The organism is Desulfurella multipotens, from assembly GCF_900101285.1.
Lineage (GTDB): Bacteria > Campylobacterota_A > Desulfurellia > Desulfurellales > Desulfurellaceae > Desulfurella > Desulfurella acetivorans.
On the sequence record NZ_FMYU01000015.1, the window covers coordinates 13,292 to 28,836 of the forward strand.

At 33.8% G+C, this 15,545-nt stretch carries 20 protein-coding genes and 1 pseudogene; 2 read left to right on the forward strand and 19 right to left on the reverse strand.

From position 1 onward, the window contains the following. Position 1 precedes the first annotated feature (1 nt). The 5 genes from narH to hcp all read right to left on the reverse strand — a co-directional run bounded on the left by narH (position 2) and on the right by hcp (position 8,302). The gene (narH, locus tag BLQ93_RS08630) at positions 2-1,441 is read right to left on the reverse strand and encodes a nitrate reductase subunit beta (RefSeq protein WP_092129660.1); all 1,440 of its coding nucleotides are present in this window, start codon (positions 1,439-1,441) and stop codon (positions 2-4) included. Further along, positions 1,438-5,079 carry a nitrate reductase subunit alpha gene (locus BLQ93_RS08635; RefSeq protein WP_092129662.1) on the reverse strand — a complete coding sequence of 1,214 codons (3,642 nt, stop codon included), beginning with the start codon at positions 5,077-5,079 and terminating at the stop codon, positions 1,438-1,440. Before BLQ93_RS08635 ends, narH begins: the two co-directional genes overlap by 4 nt. Positions 5,080-5,176: 97 nt before the next feature. Next, positions 5,177-5,605, reverse strand: a complete 429-nt coding sequence (locus tag BLQ93_RS08640) for a PAS domain-containing protein (protein WP_092129664.1) — start codon at positions 5,603-5,605, stop codon at positions 5,177-5,179. Next, positions 5,598-6,614, reverse strand: coding sequence for a DUF438 domain-containing protein (locus BLQ93_RS08645; protein WP_092129666.1), 1,017 nt, complete (start codon positions 6,612-6,614; stop codon positions 5,598-5,600). The genes BLQ93_RS08640 and BLQ93_RS08645 overlap by 8 nt, the downstream gene beginning before the upstream one ends. 47 nt (positions 6,615-6,661) lie before the next feature. Next, on the reverse strand, positions 6,662-8,302 hold the full coding sequence (gene hcp, locus BLQ93_RS08650; RefSeq protein WP_092129668.1) for a hydroxylamine reductase: 1,641 nt from the start codon (positions 8,300-8,302) through the stop codon (positions 6,662-6,664). Between the two features lie 218 nt (positions 8,303-8,520). Here hcp and BLQ93_RS08655 point away from each other — a divergent pair, with 218 nt between their 5' ends. Next, positions 8,521-8,841, forward strand: coding sequence for a nitrous oxide-stimulated promoter family protein (locus BLQ93_RS08655; RefSeq protein ID WP_092129670.1), 321 nt, complete (start codon positions 8,521-8,523; stop codon positions 8,839-8,841). 7 nt (positions 8,842-8,848) lie between these two features. On the opposite strand, the gene BLQ93_RS08660 is transcribed toward BLQ93_RS08655, so the two are convergent. The 14 genes from BLQ93_RS08660 to BLQ93_RS08710 form a co-directional block, all read right to left on the reverse strand. Next, a complete protein-coding gene (locus tag BLQ93_RS08660) occupies positions 8,849-9,298 on the reverse strand; it encodes a hypothetical protein (protein ID WP_092129672.1) in 450 nt (149 codons plus the stop codon). Positions 9,299-9,633: 335 nt separating this feature from the next. Continuing rightward, the gene (locus BLQ93_RS08665) at positions 9,634-9,891 is read right to left on the reverse strand and encodes an ABC transporter permease (protein ID WP_092129674.1); all 258 of its coding nucleotides are present in this window, start codon (positions 9,889-9,891) and stop codon (positions 9,634-9,636) included. A gap of 53 nt (positions 9,892-9,944) precedes the next feature. Next, positions 9,945-10,172, reverse strand: coding sequence for a hypothetical protein (locus BLQ93_RS09380; protein ID WP_143338727.1), 228 nt, complete (start codon positions 10,170-10,172; stop codon positions 9,945-9,947). 62 nt (positions 10,173-10,234) lie between these two features. After that, complete coding sequence (locus BLQ93_RS08670) at positions 10,235-10,789, reverse strand: hypothetical protein (protein ID WP_143338728.1); 555 nt, start codon at positions 10,787-10,789, stop codon at positions 10,235-10,237. A gap of 205 nt (positions 10,790-10,994) precedes the next feature. Continuing rightward, complete coding sequence (locus tag BLQ93_RS08675) at positions 10,995-11,219, reverse strand: cytochrome b5 domain-containing protein (RefSeq protein ID WP_092129678.1); 225 nt, start codon at positions 11,217-11,219, stop codon at positions 10,995-10,997. Between the two features lie 3 nt (positions 11,220-11,222). After that, on the reverse strand, positions 11,223-11,408 hold the full coding sequence (locus BLQ93_RS08680; RefSeq protein WP_025392342.1) for a ferredoxin: 186 nt from the start codon (positions 11,406-11,408) through the stop codon (positions 11,223-11,225). After that, complete coding sequence (locus tag BLQ93_RS08685; RefSeq protein WP_092129680.1) at positions 11,405-11,851, reverse strand: PAS domain S-box protein; 447 nt, start codon at positions 11,849-11,851, stop codon at positions 11,405-11,407. The genes BLQ93_RS08680 and BLQ93_RS08685 overlap by 4 nt, the downstream gene beginning before the upstream one ends. Beyond that, positions 11,848-12,195, reverse strand: coding sequence for a DUF488 domain-containing protein (locus BLQ93_RS08690; protein ID WP_092129682.1), 348 nt, complete (start codon positions 12,193-12,195; stop codon positions 11,848-11,850). Before BLQ93_RS08690 ends, BLQ93_RS08685 begins: the two co-directional genes overlap by 4 nt. After that, entirely contained in the window at positions 12,192-12,878 is a 687-nt protein-coding gene (locus BLQ93_RS08695) for a type 1 glutamine amidotransferase (RefSeq protein ID WP_092129684.1), read from the reverse strand. The genes BLQ93_RS08690 and BLQ93_RS08695 overlap by 4 nt, the downstream gene beginning before the upstream one ends. A gap of 3 nt (positions 12,879-12,881) precedes the next feature. Beyond that, complete coding sequence (locus tag BLQ93_RS09585) at positions 12,882-13,307, reverse strand: hypothetical protein (RefSeq protein WP_216818772.1); 426 nt, start codon at positions 13,305-13,307, stop codon at positions 12,882-12,884. Then, positions 13,297-14,067, reverse strand: a complete 771-nt coding sequence (locus BLQ93_RS08700) for an FprA family A-type flavoprotein (protein ID WP_216818773.1) — start codon at positions 14,065-14,067, stop codon at positions 13,297-13,299. The genes BLQ93_RS09585 and BLQ93_RS08700 overlap by 11 nt, the downstream gene beginning before the upstream one ends. A gap of 58 nt (positions 14,068-14,125) precedes the next feature. Then, positions 14,126-14,467 (reverse strand): TraR/DksA C4-type zinc finger protein, encoded by a 342-nt coding sequence (locus BLQ93_RS08705; RefSeq protein ID WP_092129686.1) that lies wholly within the window; start codon positions 14,465-14,467, stop codon positions 14,126-14,128. Then, positions 14,467-14,607, reverse strand: a complete 141-nt coding sequence (locus BLQ93_RS09425) for a hypothetical protein (protein ID WP_159427521.1) — start codon at positions 14,605-14,607, stop codon at positions 14,467-14,469. Before BLQ93_RS09425 ends, BLQ93_RS08705 begins: the two co-directional genes overlap by 1 nt. Positions 14,608-14,632: 25 nt before the next feature. Beyond that, complete coding sequence (locus BLQ93_RS08710) at positions 14,633-15,016, reverse strand: hemerythrin domain-containing protein (protein ID WP_092129688.1); 384 nt, start codon at positions 15,014-15,016, stop codon at positions 14,633-14,635. A 169-nt stretch (positions 15,017-15,185) separates the two neighbouring features. Here BLQ93_RS08710 and BLQ93_RS08715 point away from each other — a divergent pair. Further along, positions 15,186-15,545, forward strand: a pseudogene (locus tag BLQ93_RS08715) (glycosyltransferase family 4 protein); the annotation flags it as partial.

Below are 15,545 nucleotides of genomic sequence, written 5' to 3' on the forward strand. Positions count from 1 at the left end.
ATTAGCCTCCAAAATCATTTCTTAAAAAGCCAACAGTGCCTTGTTTTTTAAAATTATCCTGGTGAAATTCACTGTGAAGTGTTGGTATAACATACCTATCTTCATATTTTGCAATAGCTAAATACCTATACATATCTTGAGCTTGATTTATGCTTAATCCCACTTGTTTTAACACATATTCATCAATTATACCTTCTACATTCTTTTTCCTAAAAAACCCCCTCAAAGCCATAAGTTTTTTTAATGCTGATACTATTGGTTTTCTATTTGAAGCACACAAAAGATTTGCTAAATAATCAACAGGCAAGCTTAAGTCTTCAATATTGCCAAAAACTTCATCACTTTGAAATAACTCAGTTTTGTTGACAATTGGCGACAGTGGCGGTATATAAAAATTCATTGGTAGTGTTCTAAATTCCACATGTAGACCAAAAGCAATTTTCCATTCAACCACCATCTTGTAGACAGGTGAGTTCTGTGCGGCTTCTATAAAATTTTCTGGTATACCATCTTTTCTGGCTTGATTTATGACATTTTCATCAAAAGGATCTAAAAAGACACTTAATTGGGCTTCATACAAATCTTGTTTGTTTTGAGTCTTTGCAATTTGTTCGATTTTATCCTGATCGTATAGCAAAACACCAATATAGCGAATCTTTCCAACACAAGACTCGCTGCATACTGTAGGTTTTCCTACTTCAAGCCTTGGGTAGCATAATATACATTTTTCTGACTTTCCTGTTTTGTAATTGAAGTAGATCTTTTTATATGGACATGCACTTACGCACATGCGCCAGCCTCTACATTTATTTTGGTCAATCAAAACAATGCCATCTTCATCCCTTTTGTATATGGCAGCAGACGGACAGCTTGCAACGCAGGCTGGGTTTAAGCAATGATTGCAAAGCCTTGGCAGATACATCATAAATGTATTTTCAAATTCTGAATAAATCTCTTTTTGCAAGTTTTCAAAGTTATAATCTTTTGAGCGATTTTCAAATTCACCGCCAAGGTCATCTTCCCAGTTTGGACCCCATTCTATCTCTATCTCTTTTTTCGTAATAGCTGATATTGGTTTTAGAGAAGGAAAATACTCTTCGTTTGATAATTTCAAATACTCGTAATCAAACTCGAAAGGCTCATAGTAGTCCTTTAATTTTGGCAGATTGGGGTTTGCAAATATATTTAACAAAATCGAAGTTTTTGATCCAAGGTTTAGTTTTAATTCATTGTTTTCAAGTTTCCATCCACCTTTGTATTTTGATTGATTTTCCCAATCTTTGGGATATCCTATGCCTGGCTTTGTTTCTACATTATTAAACCATGCATATTCAAGCCCTTCCCTTTTTGTCCACACATTCTTGCATGTTACAGAACAGGTATGGCAGCCAATACACTTATCCAAATTTAGCACCATTGAAAGTTGAGCCTTTACCCTCATAGCGCCTCCTGTGATTTTTGTTTTTTAGACCATGTAGGTTTTTGCAACTTTCTTACAACAACAAAATCGTCTCTGTTTGAACCTACAGTCCCGTAGTAATTAAAAGAATAAGATAGCTGGGCATAGCCTCCTATCATATGAAGCGGATTTAATAGTACTTTAATCACGCTGTTGTGCACTCCACCACGATTTTTGGTCCTTTCTGAGATTGGTGTATTTATAACTTTATCTTGAGCATGATACATAAAAGCACTGCCTTTTGGTATTCTTTGGCTTACAACTACCCTGGCTAGCACAACACCATTTTTATTGAATGCTTCAATCCAATCATTGTCTTTTAAACCTAAAATTTTAGCATCAGACTCACTTATCCATATATGCGGTCCACCTCTTGAAAGCGTTTGCAATGTTAGCAAATCTACATATGTTGAGTGTATCCCAAACTTTTGATGAGCTGTACTCCATTTTAGTGTAAGCGTATTGTCTTCTTTGTTTATATTTGATAAAGATTTTGCATCAACTAAAGGCTTATAAACTGCAAAGTTTTCACCAAATAGCTGCATCCACTTGTGGTCCTGATAAAACTGGATTCTACCTGTTAGTGTTCGCCATGGTATAAACTCATGTACATTCTGATAATTAGCGCTATATGATATTTCTTTTGACTCAATACCGCTCCATATAGGCGAAGTAACTGTCCTTCGAGGTTGGATTTGTAAATCAACAAATCTTAAGCTGTAATCAATTGGAGGTCTTACATTATTGTGCAAGCTGCCTGTTTTTAAAGATAAATTATCAAATGCTTTATGCGATACTTTTGCATTGGTTTCGGGTGCTAACTCTAAAATCGCCTCGCATACTTCTTTGGCATTTTCTATTTTAGCTTTATTATCAATTTCACCATTTAGCTTTTTTAAATGCTCAACTTCTTCTTTTGTATCCCAACTTACACCTTTTGCACCATTGCCAAGTTTTTCTAACAATGGGCCAAGTGTTGTATACTGCTTGTAAACATTCGGATAATCCCTCTCAATAATGCTTATCGTAGGAAAATTTTTACCTGGAATAATCTCTGTATTGTCTACTTTCCAATCTTTTGGCTCAAATGCTTGACCAAACTCTGCAGGTGTATCGTGCATAAGGGGTGAAAGTACCAATTCTTTTTGAACACCTAAATGATCTTTGGCAAGCTCTGAAAATTTTTTTGCAAGCTCTTTAAATATATCCCAATCATTTTTGCTTTCCCATAAAGGATCAAGCGCTTTGGAAAAAGGGTGTATAAATGGATGCATATCAGTTGTACTTAGATCTTCCTTTTCGTACCAGCTTGCAGCAGGCAAAACTATATCCGAATAAATACATGTGGTAGACATTCGAAAATCTAGCGTTACAAGTAAATCAAGTTTACCTTCAATTGAATTTCTCCATACAATTTCTTTCGGACGCTTGCTTTCATCAATTTCTTTTGCTAAAACGCCAGATTTTGTACCAAGCAAATGTTTCAGGAAATACTCATGACCTTTAGAGCTTGCTCCAAGTAGATTTGAACGCCACACAAACATATTGCGAACAAAATTTTTTGGATTATCTGGGTCTTCAAAAGCAAATCTTATCCTGGACTCTTTAAGGTTGTTTATTAGATATTCTTTTGGATCAAGATTTTGACTTTGAGCGTCTTTTATTATTTCTATTGGGTTTTTATCCAAATACGGTGTAGCTGGAAGCCAACCCATTCTAACAGCCTTTACATTAAAATCAGCTGGCGAATAATCCTTGTATGTATTTTCAGCCAAAGGTGATAACAAATCACCTATTTTTACATCTTCGTATCTAAACTGATCTGTATGAAAGTAATAGAATGAAGTTGAATTCATTTGCCTTGGTGGTCTATACCAATCAAGCGCAAATGCAATCGCACTCCATCCTGCAAGCGGTCTTACCTTTTCCTGACCTACATAATGAGCCCACCCACCGCCGGATTGACCGATACATCCGCACATTGTAAGCATATTTATCACGCTTCGATAAATTGTATCGGTATAATAGTAATGATTAACTCCAGCACCAATTATAACCATCGATTTACCTTTTGTTAAAAGAGCATTTTTAGCAAACTCTCGTGCAATTTTAATTACAATTTCTTTTTTAACGCCTGTGAATTTTTCCTGCCAGGCTGGCGTGTATGCGCAATCATCATCGTAAGTTTTAGCCGTATTTAAATCGTTTAAGTTTCTATCAATCCCATAGTGAGCTGCCAATAGATCAAATACACTTGCTACTATATATTGATTGCCTTTTTTGTTAATTTTTAGTGCCGGCACTTTTCTTTTAATAATTGAATTGCTTGTAAAATCAGCAAAACCAACTTCTACTACATCAGTAGCTATGTCAATGAGGCTAAGTTTTGGGTCTATATTTTTATTAGTTAAAGAGTCTTTTAAATGCAAATTCCATTTGCCATTATTTTCGTATCTAAAACCTATACTGCCATTAATTATTGCAGTCTGATTGGTTTTATTGTCAATTACAACAGTCTTCCAATCATCTTGTTCCAAAGAATCATCAATTATATCAGATGCTCTCAAAAATCTATCTGAAACAAAATAATCACCTTTATTGCGTAAAATCACAAGATGTGGCATATCGCTGTATTGCTTTACATAATTGTTAAAATACTCATAACTATTGTCAATATGGAATTCTTTAAAAATTACATGACCCATAGCTAGTGCCAGCGCAGCATCGCTGCCTGGTCGTGGTGCAACCCATACATCGGCAAACTTTGATGCTTCACTAAAGTCTGGCGATATGACAACAGTTTTTGTCCCCTTATAGCGTACTTCTGTGTAAAAGTGAGCATCTGGCCTTCTGGTTTGAGGTACATTGGAACCCCAAAGCACTAAATATGTAGAATTATACCAGTCTGCAGATTCTGGCACATCTGTTTGCTCACCAAATACTTGAGGAGATGACGGTGGTAAATCGCAATACCAATCATAAAAACTACCTACTGCTCCTCCAATTAATGATAAATATCTAGCACCAGATGCATAGCTAACCATACTCATAGCCGGTATAGGACTGAAACCAAAAATTCTATCTGGACCGTATGTTTTAATCGTATATATATTTGCAGCAGCAATAATTTCTAAAGCTTCATCAAAACTTACTCTTACAAAACCGCCAAAACCTCTTTTTTGTTTGTAGATTTTACTATTGTCTGATTCAACAATAGCTTTCCATGCTTCCACTGGATTTAGTGTCTTTCTTTTTTCTCTGTATGGCTTTAACAACTCACTTCTTATCATGGGGTATTTTATGCGGTGAGGGCTGTAGAGATAACTTGAGTAGCTTGCACCACTTGGACAACCTCTTGGCTCATATTCAGGAAGGCCATCTTGTGTTTGCGGGTAGTCATTTTGTTGTATCTCGTAGGTTATAATGCCGTTTTTTACAAATATTTGCCAACTACAAGAGCCTGTGCAGTTTACACCATGCGTGCTCCTAACAATCTTGTCATAAGAAAATCTGTTTCTATAACCATTTTCCCATGTCCTATCTTCCAGCCTTTCTTCAATAAAGCCGCTTGAATTTTTTTGAGATTTTTTAAAAAAAGAATAGCGCTCTAAAAAACCCATACCGCCCCCTTTCATGATATTATTTATCTAATGATATAAACAACTTTTTCAGAAAAAAAATTGACATATGTCAAAAATTTAAAAATTTTTTAATTAATCATTCAGCAGAGTTTTCATCGTCCAATAGCCTCTTTTCTCCTTGCAGTTTTTGAATTTCTTTTACATCCTGCATAACTTCCAGTGTTCCATAATAATCACCATTTTCATCGTAAACGGGAAAATATCTTATATATAAAAACCTACCTTCAAAATTAATCCAAAAATCTGCTGATTTTCTCTTTTTTGCTCTAAAATCATCAAGGATTTTTTGCACTAAGTGTAAACTTTTTGGCGGATGGCATTTTTGAACCTTTCTACCAATATCCAATTTTGTTCTTGCAAATGTCCTGCCCTCGCGCGGTAAGTTGAAATATACTACATTATCGTCTTTATCCACAAATGACACATCGCATGGCAGGTTATCTAAAACTCTTAGCAAAACTTTAATATCTAAATCTTCAAAAAGCTCCAGTGTTGATTCATTCATCTTGTACCTCCTTTGGTAGCTCAAAGTAGCCAAGCTCATCGGATTCACTTTTAATATCAGCCCAGTCTTTATCGGATAACATATCAAGAGCTACATTGTATAAAATTTCCTGTTCTTTTTTTGTATGAAGTGCAAATGTTTCAAGCATATACCTGTAATTTGAAACTAAACGATCTACAAAATCTTCATAATTAATAGTTTCGTGATTATCAAGCAATTTTTCTATGCGGTTTCTTGCTTGCTTCATATTGTAGTGGTCCTGCCACATTATAGATGGAGGTTCTTCTACTCCATATTTTTCTATTACAGGAAACAGCGTATTTTCCTGGCGCGTGTTGTGATTGTCTTCTGCTTGTTTTTGCAGCTTTATGATTTGCTTTAGCTGCTCAATTACGCTTTGGGCTGAAGCATAATCTTGATAGTTTTTTAAAGTATTTGCTAAATTAAAACCATTTTCCATATACATCATAATTGCATCATGATCTTTTATAAGCCTGTAGAGAGGATGATTTTTATCTATGCGCATTCTTGAGCTTGAGATTTGCTCTTTGAATAACTCCATATGAATATCGCAGGCTTTCATAAGATCGTCTGTTGTGTAACCTTCGTTTTTTAACTCGCTTTCAACAACTGCAATAAGCACTGGATCAGCTTTTTCTATCAAATCTTTAAAGCGCTTTTTTGCTTCTTCCACATTTTCTTTATTATAAATTTGCTTTAATATAGCCTTTAGCTTTTCTTTGATCTCTTTTGTATTTGTATCAGCAGATTTTTTATCATTTACAAAACCGCTTTTTATACCATTTTCGATAATTTGTAAAAATTCTTCAAAACTGTAACCACCCCTTGTTGCAACATGAGCCAGATCCACTCTTGGTGCCATAAGCTGAACGATTACTTTATTTGTAAGCATTTTATAGAGCGGATTTCTAGAGTATAAATAATCAGGTATGTTTGGGTAGGCTTCAAGGAGTTTGCTAAACTTATCTTTTGGTTTGTAATCAAGCATTGTTCACCTCTAAAAAAGGAAGGTTTTTGCCTTCCTTTATAAAAAATTTACTTTCCTTGCATAATAAGCTCTAAATCTTGCTGGACTTCTCCAATAGGCTTTACATCAAAGTTTTCAACAATAACCTTGGCTACATTTGGTGATAAAAATGCTGGTAGCGTTGGACCCAGCCTTATGCCTTTTACGCCCAAATACAGCAAAGCTAAGAAAACAGTTACAGCTTTTTGCTCATACCATGCTATATCGTAAGAAACAGGAAGCTTATTAATATCGTCAAGCCCAAATGCTTCTTTTAGCTTTAGTGCAATAACAGCCAAAGAATAAGAGTCATTGCACTGTCCTGCATCCAGTACCCTTGGTATACCGTTTATGTCACCTAAATTTAGTTTGTTGTAGCGATATTTTGCACAACCTGCTGTTAAAATGACAGTATCTTTTGGCAGGCTTTCAGCCAGATTTGTGTAGTATTTTCTTGTATTGTGTCTGCCATCGCATCCTGCCATTACAACAAACCTCTTTATTGCTCCAGAATTAACTGCTTCTATTACTTTATCTGCCAAAGCCAGTACCTGATTGTGCGCAAAACCACCTACAATAGTTCCTGTTTCAATTTGAGTTGGAGGTGGACACTTTTTTGCCATCTCAATAATGGGTGAAAAATCTTTTGGCCTGCCATCTTTCCTATCTGGTATATGCTTTAATCCAGGATAGCCCACTACGCCTGTTGTAAATACCCTGTCTTTATAGGAATCTCTTGGTGGCACAAGGCAGTTTGTAGTCATAAGAATTGGTCCGTTAAAAGATTCAAATTCTTTTGTTTGCAACCACCAGGCATTACCGTAATTGCCTACAAAATGATCGTATTTTTTAAACTTTGGATAATAATTTGCAGGAAGCATCTCGCCATGAGTATAAACATCCACTCCAGTGTTTTTTGTTTGCTCAAGCAACTCTTCCATATCCTTTAAATCATGCCCGGAAATCAGTATACCTGGTCTGTTGCGTGTACCTATGCTTACTTTTGTGATTTCTGGGTTACCGTATGTAGATGTATTGGCTTTGTCTAAAAGTTCCATTGTCTTTACAGAAAACTCACCTGTTTTCATAACAAGGCTTATTAGTTCATCTTGACTTAAGTTTTCGGTTAATTGTGCAAGCGTATCTATCATAAAACTTGTAATTGACTCATCTTCAAAGCCAAGCACGCTTGCATGGTCGTAATATGCAGCCATACCTTTTAAGCCATATACAATAAGTTCTTTTAAAGACCTTATATCTTCATTGGTTTCACTTAATACGCCTATACTTTTTGAAAATTCTAAAGCTTTTTGTTTTGTTTCAAACTCATATAGGTTTGAATACGACACATTTTTTCCTTTAGAGCTCAAAAAAGAGCCAAGTAGCTTTGCTTGTGCATTTGTCTGCTTAATTTGCTCTATAACGCGTTCATCATCAAAATTGACATTTGTGATAGTCATAAATAGGCTTTCTGATACAAATTTCCCTATAGGTTTTGGATCAAAACCGTTAGAAATTGCCTGTCTTGCTATAACAGACAGGCCTTTTAAATTATAAATCAATACATCCATTAAATCAGATGTATGATCCTCTTTGCCGCATATTCCTTTTTCTACACTGCAACCTATACCGTGCATTGCCTCCTGGCATTGATAACAAAACATCGACATAAGCACCTCCGCTTTTTTTCTTTATTCATAGTTTAAACAATATTTTCTAAATTAAATTGACGTATGTCAAAAAAGTGATAAAAGTGGTAAAGTTATTTTTGTTTTTTATTGTTTCTTTTGTAATATGTATCTAAAGCTTGATATTGGTAGACATTGTGGACAAGATTTTTAACATTAGTCAATTAAATTTATAAGGTTTTAGTGTAAAATAAAAAAATATGAAAAACAAGCAGGAAAAAATTAAACATGACAAAAAGGTTATTAAAAATTTTATCAAACTATACTGCAGAAAAAATCATTTAGAAAAGGGCGTAGAAGTTTACAAGGATGATTTATGCAAAGATTGTTACGAGTTGTTAAATTACGCTTACATGAAATTAGAAAACTGCCCTTTAGACCCAAAACCCATGTGTAAAAAGTGTTTAATCCATTGCTACAGTAAAAAAAACAAAGAAAAAATTAAACAAATAATGAAATTTAGCGGTCTCTACCTAATAAAACACGGCAGGATAGATCTCCTTTTGCATTATTATTTTTAAAAAAAGTTCATCCAAGTTTTGTTTTGCTTTTTAAATACCAATATATGCTTGGGTAACCAACTAAAAATTCTAAAATAATAACAATTATCCTGCCTATTATAGAACCTTGCGAAAAAAATACCACAATACTAATAAGCGGTATAAGCAATAACAAAGCTCTCCAGGTAAGAGATAAATAAATTAAAAGTGGGTTTAACCCAATAAAACCATAAGAAGGCAATACATGTTTGAAATATTCGTTTTTTAAACTTAATTTTTTGAATTCTTTGTATATAACAATAATTGAAAATAATATAAAAATCAAAAATATAGTTACAAACAGCCAGATTTCGTTAATATAATATGCAGCTTTAAAAAAAATAAAAACCGATATTATTATAACTAAAAATAATTTTAAGCAAATAGTAGACCATAGTTTAAAAGCAATATCTGGTAAATCTTTTCCTTTGATCGCCATATTTTGATTTTAAACAAGTTTTGTCCAAAAAGAATTGATTAAAATCAAATATTTAGTAATTATTTTCATTCAATTTTGATAATAACCAAATCGTTTTTGATATGCATAGCTTCATAATCTTTTTAAAACTTTTCTTCGTTGTTATTTTAATAAGATTCAGGTACCCAAAATCTTTAAATAACTCTTCTGTGCTGCTTTATTCTTCAATATATTTGCCTGATTGCAGTATTTTAATTCTTTTTTAGCCCATATAAAAGATGCAACTTTATCTTTATATTAAATATACTATAATCGTAAAAGCATCATATGAAACAAAAAGTATAGCCAGATTAAGTTTAACCAGTTTTCTTTTTAAATAACACGACAGCCATGGCCATCGTAAAAAAACTGATAGGTAAAAGTGGCCATATTGTAACAAAAACTATTTTGAGGGATGGGTTTTCCAAAAATATAGCTCTTGAAATTGTAACCATATACTGTAGAGGATTAATATAAGCAACCCAACGCATAGTAGATGGTATATTTTCAATTGGTGTAGCAAAACCACTTAAAAGCACCATTGGCACTATATATGAAAATCCACCCGACTTCATCACTTTTCCACCCAAAACCCATTCCCCAAAGGGTCTTCATTTTTTCTTAGGCACTACATTATCCTATACACAGATGTTTTTAGACTAACATCCATAAGTTTATAGATTTTTTCGGCATCCAATGGAACATTGGAAGGCAAAACATATCTTTTGTTTGTTTTTTTATCATGTAGTATGCTTGCCTGAACAGATAAGAGGGTCTTTCTTATCTGCTGAAGTAATAGTTTTTTGTATTGCAGTCTTACCCTATGCTCAAGGTGTCTTATGAGCGTATAAGCCATAAAGGATATGGCAATATGAGCTTTTATTCTTCTTTCTTTCCAGTGGTATATAGGCCTTATCTTTAGGTCATGTTTTGTAATTCTAAAAGATTCTTCAATTTGCCAGAGATTGGCATATTGGTGTGTATTCCGTTTTTCTTAAACTCATCCTCTGTGAATGACTCAAAGTAGAGGGTTGTAGCATCAAAATAGATTACATCTATCTTATCTCTAAATAAGCTCTTTGTGTTTTTATATACAAGTTCGTTGAGCTTTTCTATACTTTTATCTGTTATCTTATCCATCATCCTATATACTGCATTTAGATCAAGCTTAATTCCGAAGCTTTCCTCTAAGTCTGATACAGATGCTCTCTTGCTTTCAGGATTGGCAATCCTTGCCAATACTATCTCTTTTAGAGTGTTGGATGTTTTTCTGTTTCTTGCAGGATTTGAAATAGTATGAGAAAAACCAATCTCGTCATATAGTTTTCCGTATATATCGTGTATGCCCCTTATTATTCTATCCTCTTCTTCTATGTAAAGAAGATTAACAGCATAGTCAAAGTTTATATTATTTTGTGTTTTTGCAATGTTATTATTGGTAATAGGACAGCTGCTGTTAAAGTTAAGATGCAAGTAGTGGTTTGATGAAGTCGGGAATAACCTTAAACGTTCTAGCGTTTCTTTAAACGAATTAGCAAGAAACAAAAAATAATAACCCAGAGTGGTCATCATTAACTATGTATTTTTTAGTATTTTTTAGTATTTTTTATTTAAATCCTCAAACTTTGACAAATTAACCTCTTATGACATTTTAATATAAATAAAACAATCACAATTTCTACTCTTCCAGCTCTCCCACCACCTTGAATCTCTCAAGCACTCTATCATCATGTGGCGCATCATCTATTTCTGCGGTAAGGTCTACTCCCGCATTGTGTGTTCCTATGTGTTCTCCACCTGTCCACATATCAGAGTCACTAACATCATAGATTTTACATTCGTAAGCAACATATACTGGCATCCCGTTTTTACCATTGTATTTTTTTAACTCATCTTTTGTCATGGTTTAGCCCTCCAATGATATAGATTGTGTAGGACATGAATCTTTGGCTTCTTCGCAACATCCAGCATCGCAATTGTCAGCTATTACACGCGCTTTTGAGCCATCTTCATTCATCTCAAACACTTGTGGGCACACATCTGCACAAACGCCACAGCCTATGCATGTTTGTTCATCAATTACAGCTTTCATACATCCTCCTTAAATTGCTTTAGTTTGTTTTTTAATTCTTCTATTTCGTTTTTCAATTGCTTTTTTTCTAAGAAGCTTTTTGTGGCATCTCTTATTATAGCTCCAAAACCTAAAAGTTTTGAGTCTTGCTCTACTATAGCTATGCTAAAATCTATGGATAGAGATTTGTTGTTTTTTCCAATAGCCGGTACTGATAGCAAATCATCAGAATATTTGCTGCTTTTTGATTTTACAGCGCTAAAAAAACCATCCCAGTGCCTTTTCCTATATTTTTCCGGTATTATAATATCAAGGCTTTGACCTATGGCTTCACTTGAACTGTAGCCAAATATTTTTTCACAGCCTCTGCTCCATATTTTAATAATACCACCTACATCACAAAACAAAATCCCATCGCCCACGCCATTAAAAATCGCCTCTAAAATTTGACAGTTTTGACTCATAAATAACTCCTTTCAATGTATTCTAAAAGTGCTTTTGCATTATTTAGAGGGCTTTTAGACGAATAAACAAGTGTGATAGTTCCAACTTTTGATTTTTCTACAATCATATCTAAAAGTTCTTTTTTACTTGAGAGTTCATTAAAATAGCGTTCCTTAAACTCATCCCATTTTGTTTCATCATGAGCATACCACTTTCTAAGCTCACTGCTTGGTGCAATTTCTTTTAGCCATAAATCTATGTGTGCTTTTTGTTTTGAAATACTCCTTGGCCAGAGCCTATCAACCAGTATCCTATAGCCGTCTGTATCCTCATATGAAGAGTAAGCGCTTTTTAGTTTTATCATAAGGCACCATTTTCTATGTTATTTATTAAGTATTCGATATATTTTTTTAGAGTCAGTGTATAAACCTTAGCGTTGTCTAATATATCTTGAGTGTTTAAATTTTCTTTTTCAACTTCTTCATTGTATTCCAGTAACCATTTTTTTATCATATCCAGGCTTACCTCAATGTGAAACTGAAGACCGATTGCATTTTTATATACAAACCCCTGATTTTTATAAGAAGAAGATGAAAATACGCGTTGTGTATTATTTGGTAAGTCAAAAGTATCGTTGTGCCATTGAAATGCTTTGAATTTATCAGGAAAATTATAAAAGTATTCGTGGTTTGAAACTTTATGTATATCGAAAAAACCAATCTCTTTTGTATGTCCTTTATAAACCCTTGCACCCAAGACTCTAGCAAGCATTTGAGAACCTAAACATATACCTATAAGTGGTATATTGAGTGTTAGCGCTTCTTCTATAACTTTATACTCATGCTTTAAAAACGGGAATTTATCTTCTTCATAGGCTCCCATGTAACCCCCAAGCACAAGTATCAGTGAATAATTTTTTAGATTGCCAGCTAATTGTCCTTTGAAGGCATCAATATAGCTTATTTGATAGTTTTTTTGTCTTAATACCTCTTCAAAAAGGCCAGCATGCTCAATTGCGACATTACGTATAGCAAGTAACTGTTTCATAAATTATCCCAATATCCCAATCTCTTTGTGTTTATCTGCTATTTGTTTTGCAAGGTCAGTTATCTTTTTAAAGTCTTCAGGTTTTGGTTTACCTTTTGTATACACAGGTTCAAACAGTTCAACACTTAAGTTTGTAAGGTTGTTTTTTATATGTTCAACACCTTTGCCGCCCCACCCGAACGATCCAATTATGCCTGCAAATTTTGTTTTCGGTCTTAAGGCATTTGCAAGATATGCGGTAGTTATTATTTTAGGATGAACGCCCGCTAGCACAAAAGGAGAGGCAAAAATCACAGTTGCTGCATCTACAAGATCCATAGCTATTTCTCCAAGACTTGATTGAGCAATATTGTATGGTCTTGCATATACGCCCTGCTCAATTAATGCATCTGATAAATAGTCAACGAGTTCTTTGGTGCTACCGTGCATAGATGATTATAAGAGCTTCGTTATCCACATTGTCTGATATCCATTTTTTATAAGCATCTATTATAAACTGTGGATTTTTATACACTACACCATGGCCTGGCAAAATCATGGAAGGATTTAATTCTTCTACTTTCTGAATGTTTTTTTGAATATTTCTTCTAAAAGGCATCATAATTTCTGCATAGTAGCGCTTTGCACCTTCATAAACTAACTTTTCATCTTTTGGTCCAAATATCTTGCTTGTTGCTATATGAGAACCAAAAAAGTCACAGGTAAAAAGCATCTTTTTCTCTACAAGGTAAACAGACATGGTTTCTGGCCAGTGGACCCATGGCGTAAAGACAAATTGAAGGGTTTTGTCGCCCAAGGATAAAGTATCGTTATCATTTATTATCATAAATCTGTCTTCATTAATATCAAGCAGGTCTATAAGTAGAGATTTGCATTTTTCATTTGTAACTACTTTTGCTTGAGGATACCTTTCAAGCACTGCAGGTATTGAGCCAGAATGGTCCTGTTCCGCATGATTTGCTATAATGTAGTCTATATTTTTTACATTCAAAACGTCTAAATTCCTCAAAAGCTCATGCTTTTTGCATGGATCAACACTATCAATTAAAGCTGTCTTTTGAGAACCAGATATCAAATATGAATTGTAGCTTGTGCCTTTTGGCAACTCAAGCAACTCATCAAAAATAGGCCTATCCCAATGCCTTGAACCTACATAGTAAACATCTTCGTCAACTTTTTGCACAGCCATTGTAAACCTCCTTGTAAAACATAAGATAGTTTTTTATGTTAAATTTTTATTTTCAAAACTATCTTATAAAATGGGCGCACTCAATGCAAACTTTTTTACCATCTTCAATTTTTATGTAATTTTGAGCTACTGCATCAGAGCAAACCTGACAAATTTCGTAGTTAAATGTTATTGCTTCTTCTTTAGATGGGTAATCAAACGGACCCTGCGCATCTATAAGTAAGTTATTGTTGTATAGCTCAAATACTTTCCTAAAAAGCGCATATGAAACGCTTGTAGGTATACTTGAAGCATTTATGCCTTTGCTCCTATAATCCTTAACATAACTGGAGCCAAGGGCGCTTTTTATAATCTCTGGCTTTACCTTAACCTTAAGAGCCTTTTGCGTTTTAATGTGCATTATAAGAAAAGACCGCAGGCAAATCCTAAAGCCATACCGCCACATACATGCCCATGAGTTGCAAGTGCAGCATAAAGCGATTCTTTTTCAGTATCGCTTACATTTATAGATTCTACCAATTCTTTATAAGTTTCAAACATAAACCCTTCTTTATCCAAAGTGTTTTTAATAAACTGGATATAACTGTGTTTCTTCTTTTATCATCCTGATTTTTAACATACCATAAATTTTCCCAAAATCCCTTGCAAACTGAATCTTATCTGTTATACCTTTTTTGTATGTGTCAAAGAAATTTACCACATCTTTAGAAATTTCTTCCATCTCTTCTTTAAACTTTAAAACATTTTCTTCTGCATTAACACCTTTGCTTTTTGCTTCATCAAACTTTGAGTGTAGAAACCTATCTTCTTTATCAAGATGCATCAAAAAAAGGTTTTTGCTTTCAAAAAGCTTTTCCTTGGCGCCTTCTTTGTCAATGTTGTGCAATTCATCAAGTAATGAAAAAAGCTTTTTATGTTCTTTAAGCAAATCATCAATCAATTTACTCATAATTTGCCTCCAAAGAAGCGATTTTTAAAACTATATGCTATTTAAATAAAAAAGTATTTGATTTTAATCAAAAAATCAAACATTCAAAATTAACATTTTTTAATTTTATTAGTTACTTTTTTTTAATTTTATTACAATATTCTTAAATAAACAGTGGAGGAGGTGGTATATGAAAATCCTGCATTTAAATACACAAAAAGGCTTTAGAGGCGGCGAGCAGCAGTTAATATACCTAGCGCAAGGCTTAAGAGAGCTTGGTATAGATTCTATTATTGCCGCTAAGGATGAGTTGTATAAAAAAGCAAACGCAATGGGTTTTGAAACAATAGACTCAAGTAATTTAAAGCAATTATTAGGTGCAGCAAAACAATGCGATATTCTGCACGCTCATGCTTCAAAAGCGCATACTCTAGGCGTTTTTCTTAAATTATTAACAAAAAAACCACTTGTATACACAAGAAGGGTGGATTATAAACAAAAAAAGATATCAAAACTTAAGTATTTACTAACAGACAAAGTAGTGTGTGTT